The sequence below is a fragment of the Nostoc sp. JL34 genome (assembly GCF_017114945.1).
GTDB lineage: Bacteria > Cyanobacteriota > Cyanobacteriia > Cyanobacteriales > Nostocaceae > Nostoc.
The window spans coordinates 19,173-40,492 of record NZ_JABXKQ010000175.1 but is presented as its reverse complement, the minus strand read 5'-3'; the positions used below and the strand labels follow the sequence as shown (position 1 = coordinate 40,492).

The window sequence follows — 21,320 nt, the reverse complement described above, 5'->3', positions numbered from 1 at the left end:
CATAGCTCCTTCAAGGAGAGGTTCGTCTAGCGCAAAAATTCCGCAAGTTGTTCTAGTTTTGTCCAAGCTGCACCGCTTTGCAGAATTTTCTTAGCAAGGACAATACCTTTAACACAACCTGCTAAAACATCCGTTTCCCCATGAATTGCTTCACCAACTTGCAGGGCTAAGGCTGTATTTAAAGCGACTACATCCTGTTGTGCTTGCGTACCTTTACCTTGGAGAACTGCCTTCAAAATTTCGGCATTTTCTGGGACATCTCCACCCCGCAACGCCGCAGTTGGTGCAAAACTCAGACCCAATTCTTGAGGATTCAGCGTTAGAGAACGCACTTTTTTATCTTGGAGTACAGCCAAGTCGGTGACATCTGCCAAACCAGCTTCATCTAAACGTTCCCGTCCGTGGAGAGCGATCGCTTGCTGACATCCTAATTGAGATAAAGCTTGAACAATCTCCTCTAGTAAAAGCGGGTCGTTCACACCAATAATTTGCCCTGTTGGTCGCATGGGATTTACTAGCGGGCCGAGCAAGTTAAAAACAGTCCGGACTTTTAACGTTTTTCGCAAAGTAGCGATCGCTTTGAGTGCAGGATGCCAGCCGGGAGCAAATAAAAAGGTGATTCCAACTTCACCCACTGCGGCTTGCACTTTCTCAGGAGTAGCGTTGAGATTTATACCCAAAGCTTCCAACACATCAGCCGAACCAGCTTTGCTAGATGCCGAACGATTGCCATGTTTGGCAACTTTTACCCCAGCAGCGGCGGCGACAAAGGCGACAGCAGTAGAAATATTAAAGGTTGAAGCTCCATCTCCACCAGTTCCACAGGTGTCAATTAGAGGGGTTGGGAATTGGGTAGTGGGTACTGGGGATTGGGATTGTAAGACGGTGGCCATGCCAACTAATTCTTCGGCAGATACGCCTTTGGCTTGAATTGCGGCTAAAATCGCCCCTGATAGTACATGAGGAATGGCATTTATCAGCCAACCTTGCATCAGATCCGCAGCTTGGGAAACCGTCAACGATTGCCGATTCAACAACTGTTCCAATAAAGCTGGCCAGTTGTAGAACTCAGGAAGGATGAAGATGTTATCGGGTGGAGTTTGAGTTACAGCCATCATATTGGTCATTTGTCATTGATCATTGGTCATTTGTCATTGGTCATTCATGAAGGACAAATGACAAGAAGAGAAAATTAAGGAATCAGGATTTTTGCGACAGTTTGCACATCTTTGTCACCTCTGCCAGAACAATTGATGACGATGCGGGGACTACCTTCTAACTGAGGACAAAGGGTTTCTAGATATGCGATCGCATGAGCAGTTTCTAAGGCTGGGATAATCCCTTCTAGTTGCGAAAGTCTTTGAAATGCATCCAAGGCTTGCTGATCGGTAACGCTGTAATATTCGGCGCGACCAAGATCCTTTAAATAACTATGCTCAGGCCCAACGCCGGGATAATCCAATCCGGCGCTAATTGAATGGGCTTCGATGACTTGACCATCATCATCTTGCAGTAAATAGCTCATTGCTCCGTGCAATACACCTATTTTTCCCTTTGTCAAGGTAGCTGCGTGCTTTTCTGTATTTACACCTTCACCCGCCGCCTCTACTCCGATGAGGCGAACTGAAGGTTCATCTAGAAACTCATAGAACAAGCCGATCGCATTGGAACCTCCACCCACGCAAGCCAGTAGAATATCTGGTAATCCTTCCCATTTCTCCTGGGATTGAGCGCGAGTTTCTATACCAATTACAGCATGGAAATCACGCACGATCATCGGGTAGGGATGGGGCCCGGCAACAGAACCCAGGATGTAATGGGTTGTTTCCACATTCGTCACCCAATCCCGAATTGCTTCAGAAGTTGCATCCTTGAGAGTTCCCGTACCTGCCTCCACTGGATGAACTTCTGCCCCCATCAACTTCATGCGGAATACGTTAAGGGCTTGCCGTTCCATATCGTGGACGCCCATGTAAACCACACATCTCAAACCAAACCGCGCACATACAGTTGCAGTCGCAACCCCGTGCTGACCTGCTCCTGTCTCTGCGATAATCCGTTGCTTGCCCATGCGTTTAGCGAGTAACACCTGAGCTAAAGCATTATTAATTTTGTGAGCGCCTGTATGATTTAAATCCTCACGCTTTAAATAAATTTGCGCTCCCGTGCCATCTCGTCTTGCGTAGTTTGTTGTCAGGCGTTCAGCAAAATATAATGGGCTGGGTCGTCCCACATAGTCGCGCAGTAAGTTTTGCAGTTCTGCTTGGAAACTTGGCTCGTTGCGATATTTTTGAAAAGCCGCTTCCAATTCACTTAATGCAGGCATTAAGGTTTCGGGAACATATTTACCGCCGAACTTTCCAAACCTGCCTAAAAAGTCAGGTAGCACGGTCGTAGGTGAAATCGTAGTGTTGATGTCTTGTATGCTTACCACTGTTTAAAATCCTTTCGTGTTTAAGTATTTTTTACTTTCGTTCTAACTTTTTAGAACTTAGGGACTTCCAAGAAATAAATTATCCAATCTTGTGGGGTGGGCATCTTGCCCGCCTTGGACTACGGGCGGGCGAGACGCCATTAGTGTCAACTTAAGGTTAAAACCCATTTGTCAATGATAGGTTTTGTTAGGAACGAAGTATAAAGTTGAACTTTTTTCTGACTTTTATACGCAAGCTGGGAGTGATGCTAATAAACAAAGCATTAATAGTCCCTGAAAAAGTTCGTTTTTTGTCCCTTTCAAACCAAATTGTTAAGCATAAATGCTTATTGACATAGGAAGTTTGAGCTTAACTTGACACCTATGGCGAGACGCCCACTCCACAATAAATAGTTGTACATTTTTTTATTTGGAAGTCTCTTATGCCACAGATAAAATTATCTTCGCGGTTGATTTTCCCAGGTTTGGTAGGTATAGCCCAGTTTTCGGTGATTCAAAACATCTAGAGGGCGCACTAAATCGTCAGAGTTAAATTTTGGTAATAGGGATAGTAAATCTCCTAACGCCGTAGCTTTGGGGTTAGACATACCGCCGTCCCAAGGCCACATTAGGTCTTTAAGGTTGTGTCCATAAGGCTGACTATGACCATCGGGAGGATAAAAATCGCTACCTTTATGACCGTTGTCTTGCCATTCAGCCCAGAGGCGGTCTGCGTTGGCATGATGCAACCAAAACACTGGGTCATAAGGCGAACTTGGTATATTGCTCATCGTACCCAGACTCTTAAAGGTTATGGGTGTCGTGCTTGCGTCTATCTGTACTCCACCGACTAAGCCATGAATGTAGTTGTGGATGAATCCTCCAGGGGTGACTTTACCCTGCTCATCTACAGAGATAAATCCTTCCAAAGCAGGGCGAAATAGAGAATAGTCATTAAGAGCAAGGACACGCTCAATATCTTTTTTGGGCACAGGGTAATTACTGGCAGGAGGTAGTCTGAGAAAGCGGACAAGTGATGTACCTAAAGATATTCCGGTATCTGGGTCAATGTTTAATGCTGGATTCATAACCCAGCCATTTGCAGCAGAGAAAGCCCCAGGCACAGGCCCACCTGTAAAATTTCCCTGATTTGGAATTTTGATGGTTACTCCTTGACCATTAGAGCCAAGAAAATCATCGTTAAAAATTACATCAAGTGCTTTGGCGTCAGTCCAATCCCAGTATGGGAGAGTAACAGTTCGGTCTACTGCTTGCAGAGCTTGTTCAAATCTGCGGATATATTCTCGATGCCAAGGGAAAAATGCGGCATTTTCATGAGCAAGTTCTTGGACGGAACCATCGGAATGCCCTTTATGATTATGAATCAAGCGTGTTGCCCCTAAATGTATGGCAACAAATTGGTCGTAAATACTGAGCTTGCTACCTGCTGGTATGACAGTTTTTAAGGTTTTGATAGCCTTGACAAAGGCTGTTTTCTCTCTTTGTGTCAGGTCAGTTACATTCTTTCTTACAGCTAATTGAGCGTATTGTCCTAGAAGATTTTCATACCTATAGTGTTTGTCTTGTCCGTAGTCAATGCGATCGTGGGCGAAGACTGTAATAGCACAGGTGCTAACTATAAGTAAGCTGTAAATTAATATTTTGAAGGATTTCAGCAGTAGTTTCATTATCTTAATCGAAACAGAGGAGCAGGGAGTTACAGAGGCAGAAAGAGAAATAATTGATCGTAATTCCCTACTGAGTAGTGAGTAATGAGTAATGAGTAAATAGGCAGAAAGAGAAATAATTGATCATAATTCCCTACTCCCTAAATCTGCGGGTGAATTTATCTCACCTTTTGAAGAGATGGACTTTCGCGCCGACTTTCTGTAATGGCTGTTTTGAGTTCCTGACAAAATTCTTCCACGGCTTGCAATCCTTCTGTTGGGCTACCTTCAGCTAAACGTTTGACAAAGGCACTACCAACAATCACTGCGTCTGCTCCCCATTCCATTACTTGATGTGCTTGTTTTGCTTCTGAGATGCCAAAACCAACGCCGATGGGTTTATTGGTGACGCTTCGCAACTCGGTAATTAAATGCTCTACGCGGTTTTGAATTTGAGCGCGGATACCTGTAACACCTGTAACGCTCACCAGGTAGATAAAACCCTGAGATTGACGAGCGATCGCAACAATTCTATCTTTAGAACTGGTAGGAGCTACAAGCAAAATTACTTCAATTCCGAAAGAGGTAGCAGTCTGGATTAATTCTTCTGCCTCTTCTAAGGGTAAATCTGGCACTACCAACCCTTGCACCCCAGCAGCAGCAATTTGCGCCAAAAATGACTTAATACCCCGGTACAAAATGGGATTGTAGTAAGTAAATAGAATTATCGGCGCTTTGAGGCTAGGAATCACTATGTGTAACATCTCTAGCACTTGTTCTAATTTAGTGCCTTTTTGTAAAGCGCGGGTTGCTGCTGCTTGAATCACAGGCCCATCTGCCAGAGGATCGGAGTAGGGAATGCCTAACTCGATGAAGTCAGCACCGTTGCGGTCTAAGATGCGTAAAGCTTCGGCAGTAGTTTCTAAGTTAGGATCGCCTGCTGTGATAAAGGGGATTAAAGCACACTGTTGGCGATCGCGTAAAGTTTGAAAGGAATCGGAGATAGAAGTCATGCTGAAAAATAGTTAATGATTATTTAATAGTTTTGGAATAATTAACACTTAGCAATTAGCGATATCCACGCTAGATTTTTTGTCATTGAGTCTTTGATACTCGTGAATGAGTCTTTTAGCTCCTTGGCGCACCCCGCAGTCGGCTGGGTTCACTGAGGTGGCATAAACCTTCATTAAAACTTCGTTGTTCCTTGGTGTCGGTTTATCCACTTCAGTTTCTACAAAGACTTCTGGACTTCCGAAGTTTGTGATCGCCATCGCTTTCATACAATTGCCTCAAAGCAAAATAGGGAATAGGTGACAGGGAATAGGGAAAGCAGGGGGGCAGGGGAAGAGGGGGAGAGGGGGAGAGAAAAAAGCTTAACCCAAGCGTATTGGGTTAGGGAGGATCAAGTCTTAGCAAAGTACGCACAGCTTGTTCTACATCGCTTTGTTTAACTAAAGATTCTCCGATCAAAACTGCACGGGCACCAGCTTCAGCGACAAGAGATAAATCAGCAGGTGTATACAGTCCAGATTCGCTGACGACGGTGATATCCAAACTTTGTAATTGTTGTTGACGCTCTGCTAAGAGTTGCTGGGTTGTTCCTAAATCAAGGGTAAAATCTGCTAAATTGCGATTGTTGATTCCTACTAAACTGAGGTTGTCAAGCTTTAGCACCCGATCTAGTTCAGCCAAGGTATGAACTTCTACTAGCGCAGTCATGCCTAAATCATGAATCATTCGCAAAAAGTCTTGGAGTTCTCGATCTGATAAAATAGCCGCAATCAACAATACAGCATCCGCGCCTGCTGTCCGTGCTAAATAAATTTGATAGGAGTTGATGATGAACTCCTTGCACAGTAAAGGTAATGCAACTTGCGATCGCACCCTTCGCAGATTATCAAAACCACCTTGAAAGAACTTTTGGTCAGTCAGGACTGATAAACAAGCTGCACCGCCTCGTTCATAAGCTTGAGCGATCGCTACTGGATCAAAATCTGCGCGGATAACCCCACGGCTAGGTGATGCCTTTTTTACTTCAGCAATTAAGCTCGGTTGGTTGGAATTTTCCTGCAAAGCAGTCAAGAAATTTCGCACAGTCGGGGCTGCATTTAACTGTTGTCGCAAGGTGGCTAAAGGCAATTCTTGCTGCATTTGTGCAACTTCTTGCTTTTTATGCGACACAATTTCTTCAAGAATATGGCGGGAAGTGGCAACTTGGTTAGTCATAATCTACTAAAGGTAGTGGAGATGGGGAAATAAGTAATTATTCTCGCATTCTTGTTAATCTCGTTTGTTTTTCGTTTCCAAATTCCATCTGGGAATGCATTATGTGCAGACTGTGCCTGATAGACTAAAAACACTCTTAATCTCAGTATGAGAGAGGCGGAGTCTCAAGGGTGAAATTCCCACGCAGAGCATGGGAACAAGGCTAATGACCAATGACCAATGACTAATGACCAATGACTAATGACTCTTTAACTTGCGTATATGCACGCACCACATTTTTAATGATTTCCAAACCGACTTCTCCACCTAAAGTCATGATTGATTCTGGATGAAACTGAACGGCGGCGATGGGAAGTGTCTGATGTTCAATGCCCATAATTACGTCGTCATCAGAAATTGCTGTTACTTTCAGTTCTTTTGGCAAATATTGCGGTAGAGCAAATAATGAGTGGTATCTACCGACTGCAAAGGATTCCGGTAAGTTTTTGAAGATGACAGAATTGGCATCGGTGACGAAAATCCGTGAGGATTTTCCATGTTGAGGATAGTTGAGAACTCCCAATTGTCCATCAAAAGCTTCTACGATGCCTTGCAATCCTAAACAAACTCCGAAAATAGGAATTTGGCGATGCAGAAGGGCACCGACAGTCTCGGAAACCCCAAAATCACTTGGTCTACCAGGGCCAGGAGATAATACAACTAAGTCAGGGCGTTCTGTATCGAATAGCGATTCTGAGAAACCATGACGGAGTGTAGTAACGCTTGCACCAGTTTGGCGAATGTAATTAGCTAAGGTATGAACAAATGAGTCTTCGTAGTCTATTAATAAGATACGTTTACCAGCTGCCGCACTTGGGAGGAGTTTCGTTAATTTTAGAGAACTGGACTGATCAATTTTCTGACTCGTTTGCTTCACACGCCGAATCGTTTCAAATAACGCGGCTGCTTTGGTAATTGTTTCTTGTTCTTCTGCTTGGGGTATGGAGTCATAAAGGACAGTAGCGCCAACTCGCACTTCAGCGATGCAGTCTTTTAATCGAATTGTCCGCAGAATTAATCCAGTATTTAAATTCCCGTTGAAATTTAAATAGCCGACTGCTCCACCATACCAACGTCGAGCGCTCTTTTCGTGCTGTTCAATAAAGTCTATTGCAGCCCTTTTGGGTGCGCCGGTGACTGTAACTGCCCATGTATGCGATAGAAAGGCATCTAAAGCATCAAATTGCGATCGCAGTATCCCTTCAACATGATCTACTGTATGGATCAGGTGGCTGTATAATTCAATTTGACGACGACCAATGACTCGTACTGAACCAGGTTCGCAGATTCGGGATTTGTCATTGCGATCGACATCAGTACACATGGTCAACTCAGCTTCATCTTTGTGTGAGTTGAGTAAATGACGAATTTGCACTGCATCGTCAAGAGCATCTTGTCCCCGGCTAATAGTGCCACTAATTGGACAAGTTTCTACCCGCCTACCCTCAACCCGCACAAACATTTCTGGAGATGCACCAATCAGATATTCTCCACCTAAATTAAAAATAAATCCATAAGGACTAGGATTAATTTCCTTTAAGGTGTTAAATAGTTTGCTGGGTTGGTCTTCATAGTCTTCAAAAAAGTTTTGACTAGGAACAACTTCAAATAAATCGCCTCTGCGGAAATAATTGAGTGCAACCTCAACTTTTTTCGCATATTCGCCTACTTTATGGTCAGCAGTTTGATTCGGGAGAAGATGTTTGCCACGATAATCTACAGACTCACCTGTTCTCGGAAGATTCTTCGTATTGCCGTGCGCTGTTTCAAAATCATATTGTAGACGAAATGCACGTTGCTGATAGTAGTCAACAACAATCAATTCATCTGGCAGATAAAGCACCAAATCGCGCTGATCTGTAGGACGTTCTAGATGTTGAGTAATTGGTTCAAACTGAAAAACTAAGTCATAACCAAATGCCCCATACAAGCCTAAATGCTCGTCTTCTTGACTAGAGAAAGTATCTAAGACTTCGCGGACAACGGTAAATGCTGAAGGTTGTTTACTGCGTTCTTCTTCAGTAAATAGTTTTTTTGCAGGTTTAACAAACCCTACAATATTGTTATGAGCTTGGGTGACTTTCTCAAGTTGTTCTGACTGGGATAGGCGCTCTAAGAAGAATGGCAAAAGTACTTGACCGCGTTCATTCAACGCTATCAAAGTGAAAGCATTCTCCTGTGTAGTCAACTCTAATGGTGGATTGACAAATCCGATCGCCCATCTTTTGTATCTGCCCGGATATTCGTAACTGCTCCTTAGCAAGCCTCCACGCTGAGAATTTAAATGGAATAGAATATCTTCGAGGGCAGTGTCCATCTTAACTTCGGTGATGGAGCGAGAAACACTTACACCACCAAGGGTTTTGTAGGAACGGGAATCAAAAACCATGAGTAATTTCTCTAGAATATTTATTAGTCAATCATTAATCAACAACCATTAATCATTATTAGTAGTTATTTTCAAATCTCGAACAAACTTAGATAACTTTCTATCAATCTAAGCCAACATATTATTTTTAAAAAATGTCATCAAAAACTTTTCACTTCTTATTCAAGAATACTAGATATCAAGCAAATAATACATTGAATAATTTTTCGATTGGGTGTCAATTTATTCGCTTTTTATACTGCTTTTCTAGTACATTTACCAACAACCCTATTTAAACATCTCCGCCTCCCCCCAAAGTAGTAAATAACCTCATAAAAACCTCTGCATTTAAAACTCCCCCCTCACTTCTCGCAACAGCGATATTGCTTGCCTATACAACAACAAATTCACCTCATGAACCTCAATTCTTTTGCCAATCCCTTGTAACAGCGTCAAAGTCAACTCTCCCCCCAAGTGTTCGCGGAATTCAGTCAAACCCCGAAACAAACAATGAGGATCTTCCAGTTGTGATAACTTATGGGCTAGTTCTGGCACATATAACGTGAAACCCAACGCCGATAAAGTATTTAATATCCGTTGCCACTCTGAACAATCTAGCAATCCTGCCAAATAAGAATAAGTGCTATCCAAAGCAATACCGATCGCAACTGCTTCACCATGACGCAAGCGATAATTTGTCAAATGCTCCAGTTTATGAGCCGCCCAATGTCCAAAATCTAGGGGACGAGACGAACCCATTTCAAAAGGATCGCCGCCATTGGCGATATGTTCTAAATGCAACTGGGCGCAACGATAGATAACTTGTTGCATAGTATCCATATCTCGCCGCCCAAGGGCTACGGTGTGAGAGTGAATAAAATCAAAAAAGCTAGCATCCTTAATTAGCGACACTTTGACTGCTTCTGCGATTCCAGAACGCCAATCGCGATCGTCTAGAGTTGTCAAAAACGCAGAGTCATTTATAACTGCATAAGGTGGCGCAAATGTGCCGAGAAAGTTCTTTTTACCAAAGGCATTGATGCCGTTTTTGACGCCAACCCCAGAGTCATTTTGCGCTAACACCGTCGTTGGAACCCGAATTAGACGGATTCCCCGGTGAGCAGTTGCAGCTGCATATCCGACCAAATCCAACACCGCCCCGCCTCCGATCGCTAATATGTAAGAGTGGCGACATAATCCGGCGGCTTCAATTTGTTGCTGGATTTGCTCTACTAAAGTGCGATCGTTTTTGGCAGCTTCCCCTCCCGAAATTATCATGGGTTCAGCTGCGATCGCTAGTACCTCTGCATAAAACTTGGTATACGCGACTAATTGCTTCACCAATTCCGGTTGATATTGCAATATTCCTGCATCTACCACTGCAACTAATTTCTTCGGCTTTGTCTCCTCATCCGCAGCAATCACTTGCGCTAGCGTCGGGTTTTTCAACTCAAATAAATTTTGGGTGAAATAAACCTCGTAGTTGAAAGTAACCGCAACCCGTTGATGAATTAATCTACTTTTTTGCTTGATGTCAATTACCATATTTTTGCTCTTTAAATACTAATATTTGTGTATATCTGGGGTTGAAAGTCGCGTTAGATAGCCGCTTTAGCAGTTGTATTTAAAGGCTGTATAAAAGTATTGATTTTATCTTGAAAAAAGCTTTGAGCATTTTCAAATTCCTGAATTAATGCGTCTCTATCTTTCCTCGCCACTAGTCTCGCCAACCGACTGTAAGTATCAGCTAAAAAACTAATGGCATCACACCTTTCCTCTGTAGCTAGCATAATATCCACACATAAATGAGGATTTTGGGAAAATAAACGTTTAACAATGTCAATTTCTTGACGATAATTAGGAGTTGACATTGTTAAACTATGCTCTATATCGATTCTTGCTTGTGTTAAGAAAACGCCAAGACTAAATCTATAGAAGTGCTGCGTTGCTTGAACAATCACCATCATTTGATCGTGTTCTTCAGGTGTGGAAACAATTAACTCTCCACCTTGACTTTTAATCAAGTCTAATAGCCATTGAAATGAATCATCGTTCCGACCTGGACATACCACCACTTTTTGTCCCAAGAACGATTTGATATTTGGCCCAAACATTGGGTGTAAGCCCATAACTGGGCCGGAATGGTGTTCGAGCATTGCTTTAGTTGGCTGTGCTTTAATACTCGTAATGTCACACAAAGCGGTATTTGGGGCAAGGTATTTAGCTGCCCGCTTGATAACATCAACCGTATGCTCAATGGGAACACTTATTAATACTAATTCCGCTTGACTCAACAGTTGATCTGCGTAATCCCAATCTTCGGGTTCGAGAACACTAACATTGTTACCTACTAACGAAAGTTGCTCTTTAAAGAATCTTCCCATTCTGCCACATCCACCGATGATTGTAATTTGTCGGGGGCTGACATGATTTGTTGTATATTTAGGAATTAGAGTAGCATGACAACTATTTAGCACACCCGCCCAAACAGATTCAGGAATACCAGCTTGAGCGAGTAGGGGAGCTACATCAGCCAGTTGTTCATCTAAAGAAGGTTGTTCTGAAGCTGCTAATAATGATATGCGATCGCTCAGTAAGGCGATCAAGCGTTGGTCAGTTTTTTTCAGATGATCTGAATAAGAGGATTTCAAAGGCATTTTTCTTCCAATTTTCAAATATCAATAAGTGATTCCTTAGAACTCAATTCAGGCAAGATATCCAAAGTTGTTGCTCTTTTGGCAATCATATTAGAAAATAACTCTTCATACCGATCTAGCGCTTGCTCAAAGGAATAGTTTTCTACCGCAAACTTTCTTCCTTCACGCCCTAATTTTGCTGCTAATTCCGGTTGATTATATAAATCCAATACCGCAGTGGCTAAAGCATCTGCTGACTCTGGCTTAACGATAATACCGCCGCCACTTTCTCGAATAGCTTTCGCAGCAGTCCCAACTGCGGGAACTGAAGCCACAATTGGGCGACCACTGGCTAACAATAGTGGTATTTTAGAAGGCATATTGAAGGAAATCACATTGCACTTTTGCACAATCAACCCAATATCGGTAGCTGCTAACATTTGCGGTAGTTTTTCTCGCGGTTGCAATGGCAAAAGCAAAACGTTATCTGCACCACAAGCAAGACAATGTTTTTGCAACCTTTCGAGGGCTTGGGATTCGCCAGCTACGACAAAGATAATTTCTTTTAGATGACGCAAGCGAGCTGCTGCTTCTATGACTGTCTCCAAACCTTGGGTGAGAGCAATATTACCTGAATAAAGCACTACAAATTTACCATCGAGTTGATGGGTAGCTCTCCAAGAGTTATTTTCCTTTGGTAAAGGGCGAATAAAATTTAGATTTACCCAATTGGGAATGCAGGTAATTTTATTAACAGGTACATCTTTATTGATTAAATTATCTACAAAGCCATCGGCAATGACGCTAATAGTATGTGCAGTTCGGTAGGCAAATTTCTCTAAAGCTTCCAGAGCGAGAATCATCAACTTATTTTTAATTAGCCCAATCCGCACAGCAGCTTCCGGGAGTATATCTTGCACATTCAGCACGACTGGGCAGTTATATAACCAACTTATTAAGGTTGCAGGTAAACAAACTAGTAACGGCGGTACTGTTAAGAGAATTAAATCAGGTCGCTCACCCCTAAGAGCTTGTGGCAAACTTGTAAAGACAAAGCTCAACTCTAACAGTAGCCGATCTACAAGGTTAGGTTTAGACTTAATCCGCAGGTAACTACGTTGAATGGTGACACCATTTTTCTGTTCAGTAACGTATAACTTACCCCGATAGCGATCGTAAATCTGACGCTGAGGATAGTTAGGCATACCTGTGATTACCCGCACTTGATGCCCTCGCTTCACCAGCCCTTCTGCTAGCTCAGTCATCAAAGGTGCAATACCAATTGGTTCTGGATGATAGTTGTATGAATAAATCAGAATGTGCATTAACCGTTAATGTCCTGAAGGTTTGTAGTAAGCACTTTAGTGCTTAGAAAATAAGGACTAAAGTCCTTACTACGAACTTGCTTACCTATCAATTTCAACTTGACAGACTACTAGGACACCAATTCAGTAATCCTGGAAGAACCTCTCCCCCTACCCCTCTCCTACGAGAGAGGGGAGTTTAGCTCCCCCTTCCCTTGGGGCTGGGGGGTTAGGTTTTTGATTACTGAATCGATGCTTTAGCACTGTTTTTGCAGTTCCTTTTCTAAACTGAAGACTGGCTTTTGTTGCCCACGTTTTTTCAATGTGACGGTAGCAGCCCCAAGCCCAAGCAATACTAAACCCAATGCTGAACTAGGTTCTGGCACTTGCGTTCTGCCTTCTACGTTTAACACTTGGACGCGACCTTGGAAGAAATCGCCCACATAAAGCTTGCCATCTTTATAGCTTGTGCCACCCGTCCAGTTAAATGTGCCTGGTGTGAGGTCAAGGGGGTCGCCAAAGGGAGGCTGACCTAGTTGAGGAGGTGTTGCAGCGGCGGGTTTACCATAAGCTGTCAGGAAGTTACCGTTTTTATCGAATACTTGGACGCGGCTGTTGATAGAATCTGCCACATAAATATTCTCAAACTCGTCCACTTCTAAGCCGATGGGCTGATTAAATTCTCCATCTCCACTGCCTTGTTTGCCAAATGTGAACAGAGAATTACCTTCAGGATCGAGTACTTGAACGCGGTTGTTAAACTGGTCACTAACATAAAAATTGCCACTAACTGGGGAAATTCTTAAACCTGCTGGCCCTTGAAACTGCCCAGGTTGAGTGCCAGAAGTGCCAATACTGCTAATTAGTTCGCCGTCCTTAGTGTATTTATTGATCTTGTCGCCGCTAAAATCACCTATATACACATTGCCAGTTTTGTCAAATGTCACACCAGATGGGCCAAAGAAAGCTCTACCCGGTATGAGACCGCCAAACTTACCAAATGAGTTAATAAAGTTACCTTGAGGATCGAAGACATTAACGCGGTTGTTGAAAACATCACCCACATACAGATTCCCAGTCTGCGGATCGATTTCTAAAGCCGATGGTTCGTCGAATTGTCCAGGCCCTTTGCCGCCCTCGCCGATGGCTCCAATATAATTACCTTGAGGATTAAATACTTCAACCTTGTTACCAATGTTTGGGTTAAAAGTCCCATCGGGGTTAAGACCGCGACCGTTACTGACAAGGGTATTCCCGGAGTTATCTACCGTTATGCCTTGGGGAACAAACAACTGCCCAGGAGCAAAGCCAGGACTGCCGATACTTCTGTCGTAAGTTAATGTTACAGCTTTGGCTTGGGCTGCTGCTGCCAACACTATAAATCCAGTACCGAGAATACCGATTGAGAAATTTTTGACTAATCCCATGAATTTTAAGTCCTGGTTGTATGAGTTATACTCGTTCCTAGACTAATTTCGTTCCCAGTCCTAGTTTGGGAACCCTAAAATTTGGGCTGCTGCCTCTTGTTGGAAATGCAACTTTCTCTGTAAGGCAGCAGCTTATTCTGTAAGCATTCCCTGACAAAGCCAAGGTTTTGAGGAATTAGATAGTCTCTGCTTTAGCTAGCAATTCACCCAACTTTTCTTGGCGTTTGCGCTTGGCGTTAGCAGCAGTTGCGCCTACACCAGCAAGTGCTAATAAGCCGACTACTGAACCAGGTTCAGGGACTGTTTCTGTAACAACACCATCCACCCGAACAACCTCCCCTAGTCCTGGGCCGACACCGCGATTGGTAATATAAATCTTGCCGTCAGGGCCAATATCAATTCCATCAGCCGAATCTAGCCCTTGACCTGCTGCAACAAGTGTTGTGCGAGTGCCGTCAGGAGCAACTTGGATCAGAGAACCAGGTAGATTTGTGATGTCACCCCCTAACTGGGACTTGTCGCTGAACTGTAAAACCAACAAATCGCCTTTCTCATCAAAGGTTAGGTCGGTGATGTGCGTAAAGCCATCTAGAAAAACTTCTGGTTTCATATCTTCGCCAATGCGGAAGATCCGCGATTTACCATCTGGATAAGGAAAACCCGTATATTCACCAACGTATAAAGCTCCATCGGGGCCAATTGCGCCACCTGTGGGTACTGCTTGAATTGCTATTTTTCCTCCTGGAAGCTCCTCTAATAGCCCAGGAGGTAGTTGTAATCCTGGTGGTAAATCTGACTTACTAATGATGTTTTTAGGAATTGCGATCGCCTGGGACTCGCTTCCGTCAAGTTTAATTTTGTAAGCAGTGTTCCCACCCCCGTCAACGACATAAGCATTATCACCACTAACAGTCAGGTCATAGGGATTGGTAACTACATCCCCACTGTCTGGATTTTTGGTGATTTCATTCTTGGCAAAGTCAAAAATACTGTTGAGAGATCCCGTATTCAAGTCAACTTTGTACAGTTGTCCTAGTAGCGGCGTATTCAAAACTTTATCAGGTGTTGATGGCGGAAAAGTAGCAAGTTGCTGTGGTGGAAGCGGGAATTGAGAACCAAGGTTAAGTGTTGCTAGATCGCGGTTTCCTGGATAACCAGCAAAGCCTGTCAGAAGATAAGCGTTCCCTTTAGAATCGAATTGTATGTCTTCAATACCAGCGCCTTGGTTGCCAGTAGGTTGTTCTGCAAGAGACTGAAAGTTATTAAGTATCCGCTGTTTGGTGCCGTTTGGTGAAACTTTGACCAGTGAACTAGTATTACCAGCACAGATCGGCTGAAACAGCGTACTCGGAGATGGTTGACAATTTCCGTTGCCGCCGATACCTGGCTCTGCTACGTAGAGACTGCCGTCAGGGCCAAAGCTAACACCTCGTGCATTACTGACTCCATCGACAACTGTCGTTAGCGTTGCAGCTTGTACAGATGGTGTTCCACAAATAGCAGCAAAACAAAATGTCAGAGATGTAAGAGCAAATGACTTGAGTTTCATACCTTTGGAGATTGAGAATTAAATAATTTGTTTGGGGAAATTTTTATCAAGAAGAATTCAGGAGGCGGGATAAATCGCGTATGTACTCTTGTAGAGACGCGATTCATCGCGTCTATGCGAAAGTCAGAATTCTGGATGGTTTCTCTTTTTGTGCAACCAACCAACGCCTAAAGCAGTGATCGCTAATACACCTAAAGTAGAATCAGGTTCAGGAATAGACTTGATATTTTCAATTCTGAGAACTTGTCCAAGTCCTGGGCGATCGCCTCGGTTTGTGACGTATACTGCACCATCAGCACCAATAGTCAGGGCGCTAGGTGACTCTAATCCATTGCCACTCAAAAGGGTTGTGCGTGTCCCATCGGTAGCTATTTTGATCACAGAACCATCAAAATTCCCCTTCCAGGCGGACTGATTGGCGTACTGCAAAGCATACAAATTGCCCGCAGGATCAAATTCCAAGTCTGTGAGTTGGGTAAAACCATCGGCAAAGACTGATGCTTTACCATCAGTACCGACTCGATAGATTTTTGCCCCACCTTCTGGGAAGGGGAAACCAGTAAATTGGCTGACATAATAAGCACCATCAGGCCCTTTTGCCAAATTTGAGGGGACTGCTTGGGTTGGAAACTGCGATCGCACCACCTCACCTTGAGATGGCACCTGTGCCGGTTCATTGGATGGGGTATCGGAAGGTGGAAAGACGGGATTAGTTAATATGTCTTGGGGAAACGCAACTATCGCCTGCAAATTACTTTTATCAGCATTAACACTGAGTAAATCGTTTGCACCTGCATCAACTACAACTAACTTATTGCCATCTATGATAAAACCCAAGGGATTGCTACTGACATCAGCACCATCAGGATTGTTGGCGAGTTCATAGTTAGCTAAATCAGCAACACTCGTCCAGGAATTGGTATTAAAGTTGGGAGCGATGATTTTACCGAGGTCAGTGTAACCTAAATTGCGATCGCGAAAGGTTGGATTAGCCCCATACCCAATCAGAACATAAGGTTTACCTTTAGCATTAAATTGGATGTCACGAGGCCCACTGGCTCCAGTTCCATCTGGTAATGCTAAAGAAGGAAGTCCTGTAAGTATCCGCTCAGTCTTACCATTCTCAATTTTGGTAACTGCACCACTTGTGCCATAGCATAAAGAATCGCCTTGACCACTTGCGGGTGGAACACAAGCGCCATTTCCTCCGATTCCCGCCTCTGTAACATAGAGATTACCATCAGGGCCAAAGCTCAGACCACCGGCATTATATAGACCATCGGCGATTACCGAAAATGATGCAGCTGAGACAGCTTTCATTCCCGAAAAAGCGGCAACACAAAAAGTGAGGAAAGTAATAGTTAATTGTTTCAGTTTCATGTGTTGCAATGTTGCTTATTAGCCCTTTAACTAGTTACTAGCCACTAATGATTCTGGAGTTTTTGGTAGATAGCTCATTCCCCGATCAAATGATTTGAGGTTGCCAGCTTTGGCTTCGAGTAAACGTTTGATGTTCATGCTCTCAGCGCCAAAGTCTTCAATTTGAAGTTTGCCGTGGGTGACAGTTCCATCTGTTTTCCAGAATGTGATTCGATGCAGGATAAAACCAGAAGCTTCTGGATCTGCAAAAGCATAGGCAGTTGGGATAAGTAATGCTACAGAACGCTGATAATATTCGTAGTCTGGATAAAAGTGTTCTTGTTCAAGTAAGTAGTATTTACTCAGACTATGCAGCCGTACAGAAACTTTTACCTTTTGGTCATATTCATCTTTGAATTCACCTGATTCAACACCTATCTCACCATTTGGTTGCAGTAAGTGTGCCCATTCATCTATATTTTGTAAATCTTTTAAGTATTCAATGCCAATTTCAATTGGAGCGTCAACATAGATAGTGTCAGTATCGATAAAGTGGCTTCCTTTAGCTGCTGAAGTTAGACCAGCTTTGCGTTCCAAATTACCTTTGAGAGAACGACATTCAGAAGTGTGTACGGTGTGAATTCCCTGCATAATCATCTGAGTCTGCCGTTTGGGATCGACAAAGCTCAACCAGTGAAAGTACACACCTTTTTCATCTGTTCCCGGCTCAATGTAGTCTGTAGGAAACAGCAAAACAGGGTAAACCTGATAATATTTTTGATACTCTAATCCACAATGCCACTCAATACCGTAGAAAAGCGGGTTTTCTAGTTTTTTAACATGATAGTAAAGATTTTTGTGATAACCGGATGCAGTTCCAAGCCAGGTATCTTCATCAATTTGCTCTTTCATCCGGCTGTAAAGCGTCCATTCATCTAAATTCTTTAAACTACAAAGGTAGTCAAAGGCGTTCTCTGGTGAAGTAGCAATGTAAGCTGATGTTGCAAAAGTATTTCTTTCCACTTTTCACTCCTGAAGATAATAACAATTAAGCTGCGATCGCTTTAGTTTTGTTTCGCTTACTATTGTTGATTCGGTCTTCTGCTAATCGTCTGGCAGCATCGTTAGTAGTAACTCCCTGGGCTTTAGCAATATCAAAAATTGCTAACAGCGTGTCATAAATGTTATGCACTTGTTTGAAAGCTTTTTCTTCGTCATAACCAATCATCTCGTTGTAAACATTAATTAACCCTCCGGCATTAATTACATAATCAGGGCTGTAAAGAATCCCTTTTTTGGCAAGCATTTGACTATGTAGTTGCTCATTATCCAATTGATTATTAGCTGCACCAGCAATAATCGAAGCTTGCAGAAAAGGAATTGTATGACTATTAAGAATTCCTCCTAAAGCACAAGGAGAAAAAATATCTACATCAAGAGCATAAATTTCGCTTGGTTCAACAACAGTTGCCCCAAAAAGTCGTTTTACCTCTTCCGCTTTTGCTGGATCTACATCGCTAACAAAAAGCTGGACATCATGCTCATGTAAATGCCGACAGAGATTTTTGCCGACATTTCCTAAGCCTTGAACTGCAATTTTCATGCCATCAAGTCTTTGGCTCTGCCAACGAGATTCTACAGCAGCTTTAATTCCGAGAAAAACTCCTAGTGATGTTATGGGAGCAGGCCCACCAGATTTTTCTGATACCCCAACAACATATTTAGTTTCTTGACTGATTGTCCGCACATCGTCTGGGGTGATGTTAACATCTTGCCCGGTAATAAAACGCCCATTCAAGCTATCAACAAAACGTCCGTAAGCTCTCAATAGATCATCTGTTTTATTTTCAGGATTAGCAATGATGACTGCTTTTCCTCCACCAGCCGGAATGTTGGCACAGGCTGCTTTATATGTCATTCCCCGACTTAGACGAAGTGCATCTTTTAAAGCAGCTTCTTCATTGACATAAGGCATGAGTCTTGTAGCTCCCATTGCTGGGCCCAAGGTCGTATCATGGATGGCAATAATTGCCTTAATTTCGGGATTTTTACCATGACAGAAGAGAACTTGTTCGTGACCCATTTCTCTAACAGTTTCAAATAGCAGCATTTTCACCTCTCGATATTGTTTAGTATTGGTTAGAGAAAGTAATGACCATTACAAAATGTAAAGATATAGATATAAAAACACTCTCGAAGATTAAGATAGGATGAAGTTAGAAAAAACTTTAATGTTCAAAAATCGAAAATTTGAAATTCCAGTTTACTGAGTATGTTTTTGGCTGGAATAAAGTTTTTGTCGCTTCTAAATCCATCCTTTGCTGAATAGACAAATCCAAACTGCGTTGTAAATTCCGCCTTCTTGGAGTGTTTTTGTGTCTATAAGAATTGAATGAGATTGCAAGCTTTTAAAGTCAAATCATTGGAAATGAAACTTGCTTGGCTGGATTTTTAGCCGAACTTGATTTGACTCCTTGTGCAGCCAAACTTTTATTACGTCCACCAGAGGGTGCTGGGCGATCAGCATCAATCACGACATCAATCAGAAAGGGAACATTTGATGCGATCGCTTGTTCTAATGCTGGTTCAATATCCGACTCTCTGACGACTACGATCGCTTCTGCTCCCATCCCACGAGCAATCATGGCGAAGTTTGTGGGTGGAAGTGTTGCATCTGCACCCTTTAATCCCAAGATTTTCATCCCTTGATGGCACATGTTGTAACGTGCATCGTTGAGTACAATCCAGATTGCAGGAATTTTGTATTTCACGGCTGTGCTGATTTCGTTATTCATCAGCATTGCCCCATCGCCGACAATACCTACAGCTTTGCTATTGTTCGCCAGCGCTGCACCCAACACTCCAGTAACAGCGTGACCCATTGCGCCGACTCCGGTGCTGACTCGGTAACGATTGGCTTCGGCAAATTGCAGTAAATGAGTTGACCAAGTAAAGGAGTTACCGCACTCTGCCATAACTATCGCATCACTACCCTCAACAATGATTTTTTGAATTGCTGCCATCAATACTTCTGGCCGCACTGGGTAATCTACGTCTGGTGCAGGTTCAATTGCTTTATGTTCTGGACGAGGTAACGACATTGGGGAATGAGGAGCATCTGGTAATTGCTGCAACAACTCTTTCACAAAAGCTTTGATATCAGAGCGAACTCCGAAAGTTTCAACGTGAGGATAGGCTACTCCTGGTACTTCTGGATCAATATCGACATGGACAAAGCCTCCTTTTGGAACTAGCGCCTGACTCCAAAAGGAAGTCGGTTCACCAAGGCGGGTTCCTAATACGAGTGTACGTAGTGGAGGTTGTTCTTCCATATAAGTTAATACGGAAGCGTGACCACCTAAACCTGTGACACCCACAAACTGGGGATGATCTTCGGGGAAGATACCTTTACCACGGGGGGAACAGATGACGCCTGCTCCGGTTTTTTCCGCAAGTTGGCGGATTTCATCTGCTGCATCACGCGCACCGAAACCAACCCAGATGGCAAAGGGGCCAGATGATAATAACTCTACAGATTTTGCGATCGCTTCTTTTGAAGCAGTCATTGGAAATGGAGAAACATCTAGTTGGGGTAAGGCTATATCCTCAACTAAACTTGTTTGCACAGCGGTGGGAATGCTCAAATGGGCAACAAATCCGCCTGGTTGGGCCAAAGCTAAAGCCAATTTACGAAAAATCTGCGGTAATTGAGCCGCAGATTCAATAGTGATTGCATAGTTGAATAGCGCTCCTGAGGTAAAAATTCCTCCACTAGGCAAGGTATAAGTGCTAGTTTCTTGAATTGCCCAACGTCCACGCTGCGGTGCTGAGGTGCAAGCCGACAGTAAAATTACCTTGGCACCTTCACCACGAGCCGCAAATAATCCGGTGATGGCGTTGGTGATCCCCGGCCCTGCTGTGGTAAAAACTACAGTGGGGCGATTATTAGCAAAGTAAGCTTCGGTGGCTGCAAATGCGGCTCCGGCTTCATGGCGGAAGTTCAACACTTCTATAGTGCTATTGGATAGCGCACCCCAAAGGCTGGCCATTGCACCACCGGCTACACCAAAAGCGTAGCCTACTCCCAAATTTTCCAACATTTGAGCGATCGCATCGGCAACTGAGAGCGTTGGGGTTGTTTGATCGTTTAAAAAAGGCTGAATTCCCTCATTCTTCTCCAATTCATCAACCTTGAGGGAGTCAGACACAGATTCTACATATCTGTTTGCGGGAAGTTCCTTGTATGGCTCAGTGATGATGAGAGGAGAGTTTGAACCAGTATAGTTTTGACTCATTGGTTTCACGTAATTACAGAAAGTTAAACAAAGGCTT

Annotated in this window: 16 protein-coding genes; all 16 read right to left on the bottom strand. The window is 43.3% G+C overall.

The genetic code is table 11. From position 1 onward, the window contains the following. Positions 1-26: 26 nt before the first annotated feature. Positions 27-1,118 (bottom strand): anthranilate phosphoribosyltransferase, encoded by a 1,092-nt coding sequence (trpD, locus tag HWQ44_RS31435; RefSeq protein ID WP_292726224.1) that lies wholly within the window; start codon positions 1,116-1,118, stop codon positions 27-29. A 74-nt stretch (positions 1,119-1,192) separates the two neighbouring features. Further along, a complete protein-coding gene (trpB, locus tag HWQ44_RS31430; protein ID WP_292726082.1) occupies positions 1,193-2,434 on the bottom strand; it encodes a tryptophan synthase subunit beta in 1,242 nt (413 codons plus the stop codon). 437 nt (positions 2,435-2,871) lie between these two features. Further along, positions 2,872-4,101 (bottom strand): tyrosinase family protein, encoded by a 1,230-nt coding sequence (locus tag HWQ44_RS31425; protein ID WP_292726080.1) that lies wholly within the window; start codon positions 4,099-4,101, stop codon positions 2,872-2,874. A gap of 158 nt (positions 4,102-4,259) precedes the next feature. Further along, positions 4,260-5,093, bottom strand: a complete 834-nt coding sequence (gene trpA, locus HWQ44_RS31420) for a tryptophan synthase subunit alpha (RefSeq protein WP_292726078.1) — start codon at positions 5,091-5,093, stop codon at positions 4,260-4,262. 48 nt (positions 5,094-5,141) lie between these two features. Continuing rightward, positions 5,142-5,351: a hypothetical protein gene (locus tag HWQ44_RS31415; protein WP_292726076.1), complete on the bottom strand. Its 210-nt coding sequence runs from the start codon at positions 5,349-5,351 to the stop codon at positions 5,142-5,144. A gap of 121 nt (positions 5,352-5,472) precedes the next feature. Next, entirely contained in the window at positions 5,473-6,306 is an 834-nt protein-coding gene (gene trpC / locus HWQ44_RS31410) for an indole-3-glycerol phosphate synthase TrpC (protein WP_292726074.1), read from the bottom strand. A 223-nt stretch (positions 6,307-6,529) separates the two neighbouring features. Continuing rightward, complete coding sequence (locus HWQ44_RS31405) at positions 6,530-8,734, bottom strand: anthranilate synthase (RefSeq protein WP_292726072.1); 2,205 nt, start codon at positions 8,732-8,734, stop codon at positions 6,530-6,532. 327 nt (positions 8,735-9,061) lie between these two features. Then, positions 9,062-10,258 (bottom strand): 3-dehydroquinate synthase, encoded by a 1,197-nt coding sequence (locus tag HWQ44_RS31400; RefSeq protein WP_292726070.1) that lies wholly within the window; start codon positions 10,256-10,258, stop codon positions 9,062-9,064. Positions 10,259-10,311: 53 nt separating this feature from the next. Next, a complete protein-coding gene (gene tyrA / locus HWQ44_RS31395) occupies positions 10,312-11,370 on the bottom strand; it encodes a bifunctional chorismate mutase/prephenate dehydrogenase (RefSeq protein ID WP_292726068.1) in 1,059 nt (352 codons plus the stop codon). Between the two features lie 14 nt (positions 11,371-11,384). Beyond that, positions 11,385-12,674, bottom strand: coding sequence for a glycosyltransferase family 4 protein (locus tag HWQ44_RS31390; RefSeq protein WP_292726066.1), 1,290 nt, complete (start codon positions 12,672-12,674; stop codon positions 11,385-11,387). A gap of 236 nt (positions 12,675-12,910) precedes the next feature. Beyond that, on the bottom strand, positions 12,911-14,080 hold the full coding sequence (gene scyF / locus HWQ44_RS31385) for a scytonemin biosynthesis PEP-CTERM protein ScyF (protein ID WP_292726064.1): 1,170 nt from the start codon (positions 14,078-14,080) through the stop codon (positions 12,911-12,913). Positions 14,081-14,255: 175 nt separating this feature from the next. Further along, positions 14,256-15,629, bottom strand: a complete 1,374-nt coding sequence (locus tag HWQ44_RS31380; RefSeq protein ID WP_292726063.1) for a ScyD/ScyE family protein — start codon at positions 15,627-15,629, stop codon at positions 14,256-14,258. A 123-nt stretch (positions 15,630-15,752) separates the two neighbouring features. Continuing rightward, positions 15,753-17,009 carry a ScyD/ScyE family protein gene (locus HWQ44_RS31375; protein WP_292726061.1) on the bottom strand — a complete coding sequence of 419 codons (1,257 nt, stop codon included), beginning with the start codon at positions 17,007-17,009 and terminating at the stop codon, positions 15,753-15,755. Positions 17,010-17,039: 30 nt separating this feature from the next. Further along, entirely contained in the window at positions 17,040-18,011 is a 972-nt protein-coding gene (gene scyC, locus HWQ44_RS31370; RefSeq protein ID WP_292726059.1) for a scytonemin biosynthesis cyclase/decarboxylase ScyC, read from the bottom strand. Positions 18,012-18,036: 25 nt separating this feature from the next. Next, positions 18,037-19,098, bottom strand: a complete 1,062-nt coding sequence (scyB, locus tag HWQ44_RS31365; protein WP_292726057.1) for a tryptophan dehydrogenase ScyB — start codon at positions 19,096-19,098, stop codon at positions 18,037-18,039. Between the two features lie 304 nt (positions 19,099-19,402). Next, complete coding sequence (gene scyA, locus HWQ44_RS31360) at positions 19,403-21,283, bottom strand: scytonemin biosynthesis protein ScyA (RefSeq protein WP_292726055.1); 1,881 nt, start codon at positions 21,281-21,283, stop codon at positions 19,403-19,405. Positions 21,284-21,320 lie beyond the last annotated feature (37 nt).

Coding starts and splice junctions, on each gene's coding strand:
- trpD (WP_292726224.1), bottom strand. CDS start 1,118: ATGATGGCTGTAACTCAAACTCCACCCGATAACATCTTCATCCTTCCT.
- HWQ44_RS31425 (WP_292726080.1), bottom strand. CDS start 4,101: ATGAAACTACTGCTGAAATCCTTCAAAATATTAATTTACAGCTTACTT.
- trpA (WP_292726078.1), bottom strand. CDS start 5,093: ATGACTTCTATCTCCGATTCCTTTCAAACTTTACGCGATCGCCAACAG.
- HWQ44_RS31415 (WP_292726076.1), bottom strand. CDS start 5,351: ATGGCGATCACAAACTTCGGAAGTCCAGAAGTCTTTGTAGAAACTGAA.
- trpC (WP_292726074.1), bottom strand. CDS start 6,306: ATGACTAACCAAGTTGCCACTTCCCGCCATATTCTTGAAGAAATTGTG.
- HWQ44_RS31405 (WP_292726072.1), bottom strand. CDS start 8,734: ATGGTTTTTGATTCCCGTTCCTACAAAACCCTTGGTGGTGTAAGTGTT.
- HWQ44_RS31400 (WP_292726070.1), bottom strand. CDS start 10,258: ATGGTAATTGACATCAAGCAAAAAAGTAGATTAATTCATCAACGGGTT.
- tyrA (WP_292726068.1), bottom strand. CDS start 11,370: ATGCCTTTGAAATCCTCTTATTCAGATCATCTGAAAAAAACTGACCAA.
- HWQ44_RS31390 (WP_292726066.1), bottom strand. CDS start 12,674: ATGCACATTCTGATTTATTCATACAACTATCATCCAGAACCAATTGGT.
- scyF (WP_292726064.1), bottom strand. CDS start 14,080: ATGGGATTAGTCAAAAATTTCTCAATCGGTATTCTCGGTACTGGATTT.
- HWQ44_RS31380 (WP_292726063.1), bottom strand. CDS start 15,629: ATGAAACTCAAGTCATTTGCTCTTACATCTCTGACATTTTGTTTTGCT.
- HWQ44_RS31375 (WP_292726061.1), bottom strand. CDS start 17,009: ATGAAACTGAAACAATTAACTATTACTTTCCTCACTTTTTGTGTTGCC.
- scyB (WP_292726057.1), bottom strand. CDS start 19,098: ATGCTGCTATTTGAAACTGTTAGAGAAATGGGTCACGAACAAGTTCTC.
- scyA (WP_292726055.1), bottom strand. CDS start 21,283: ATGAGTCAAAACTATACTGGTTCAAACTCTCCTCTCATCATCACTGAG.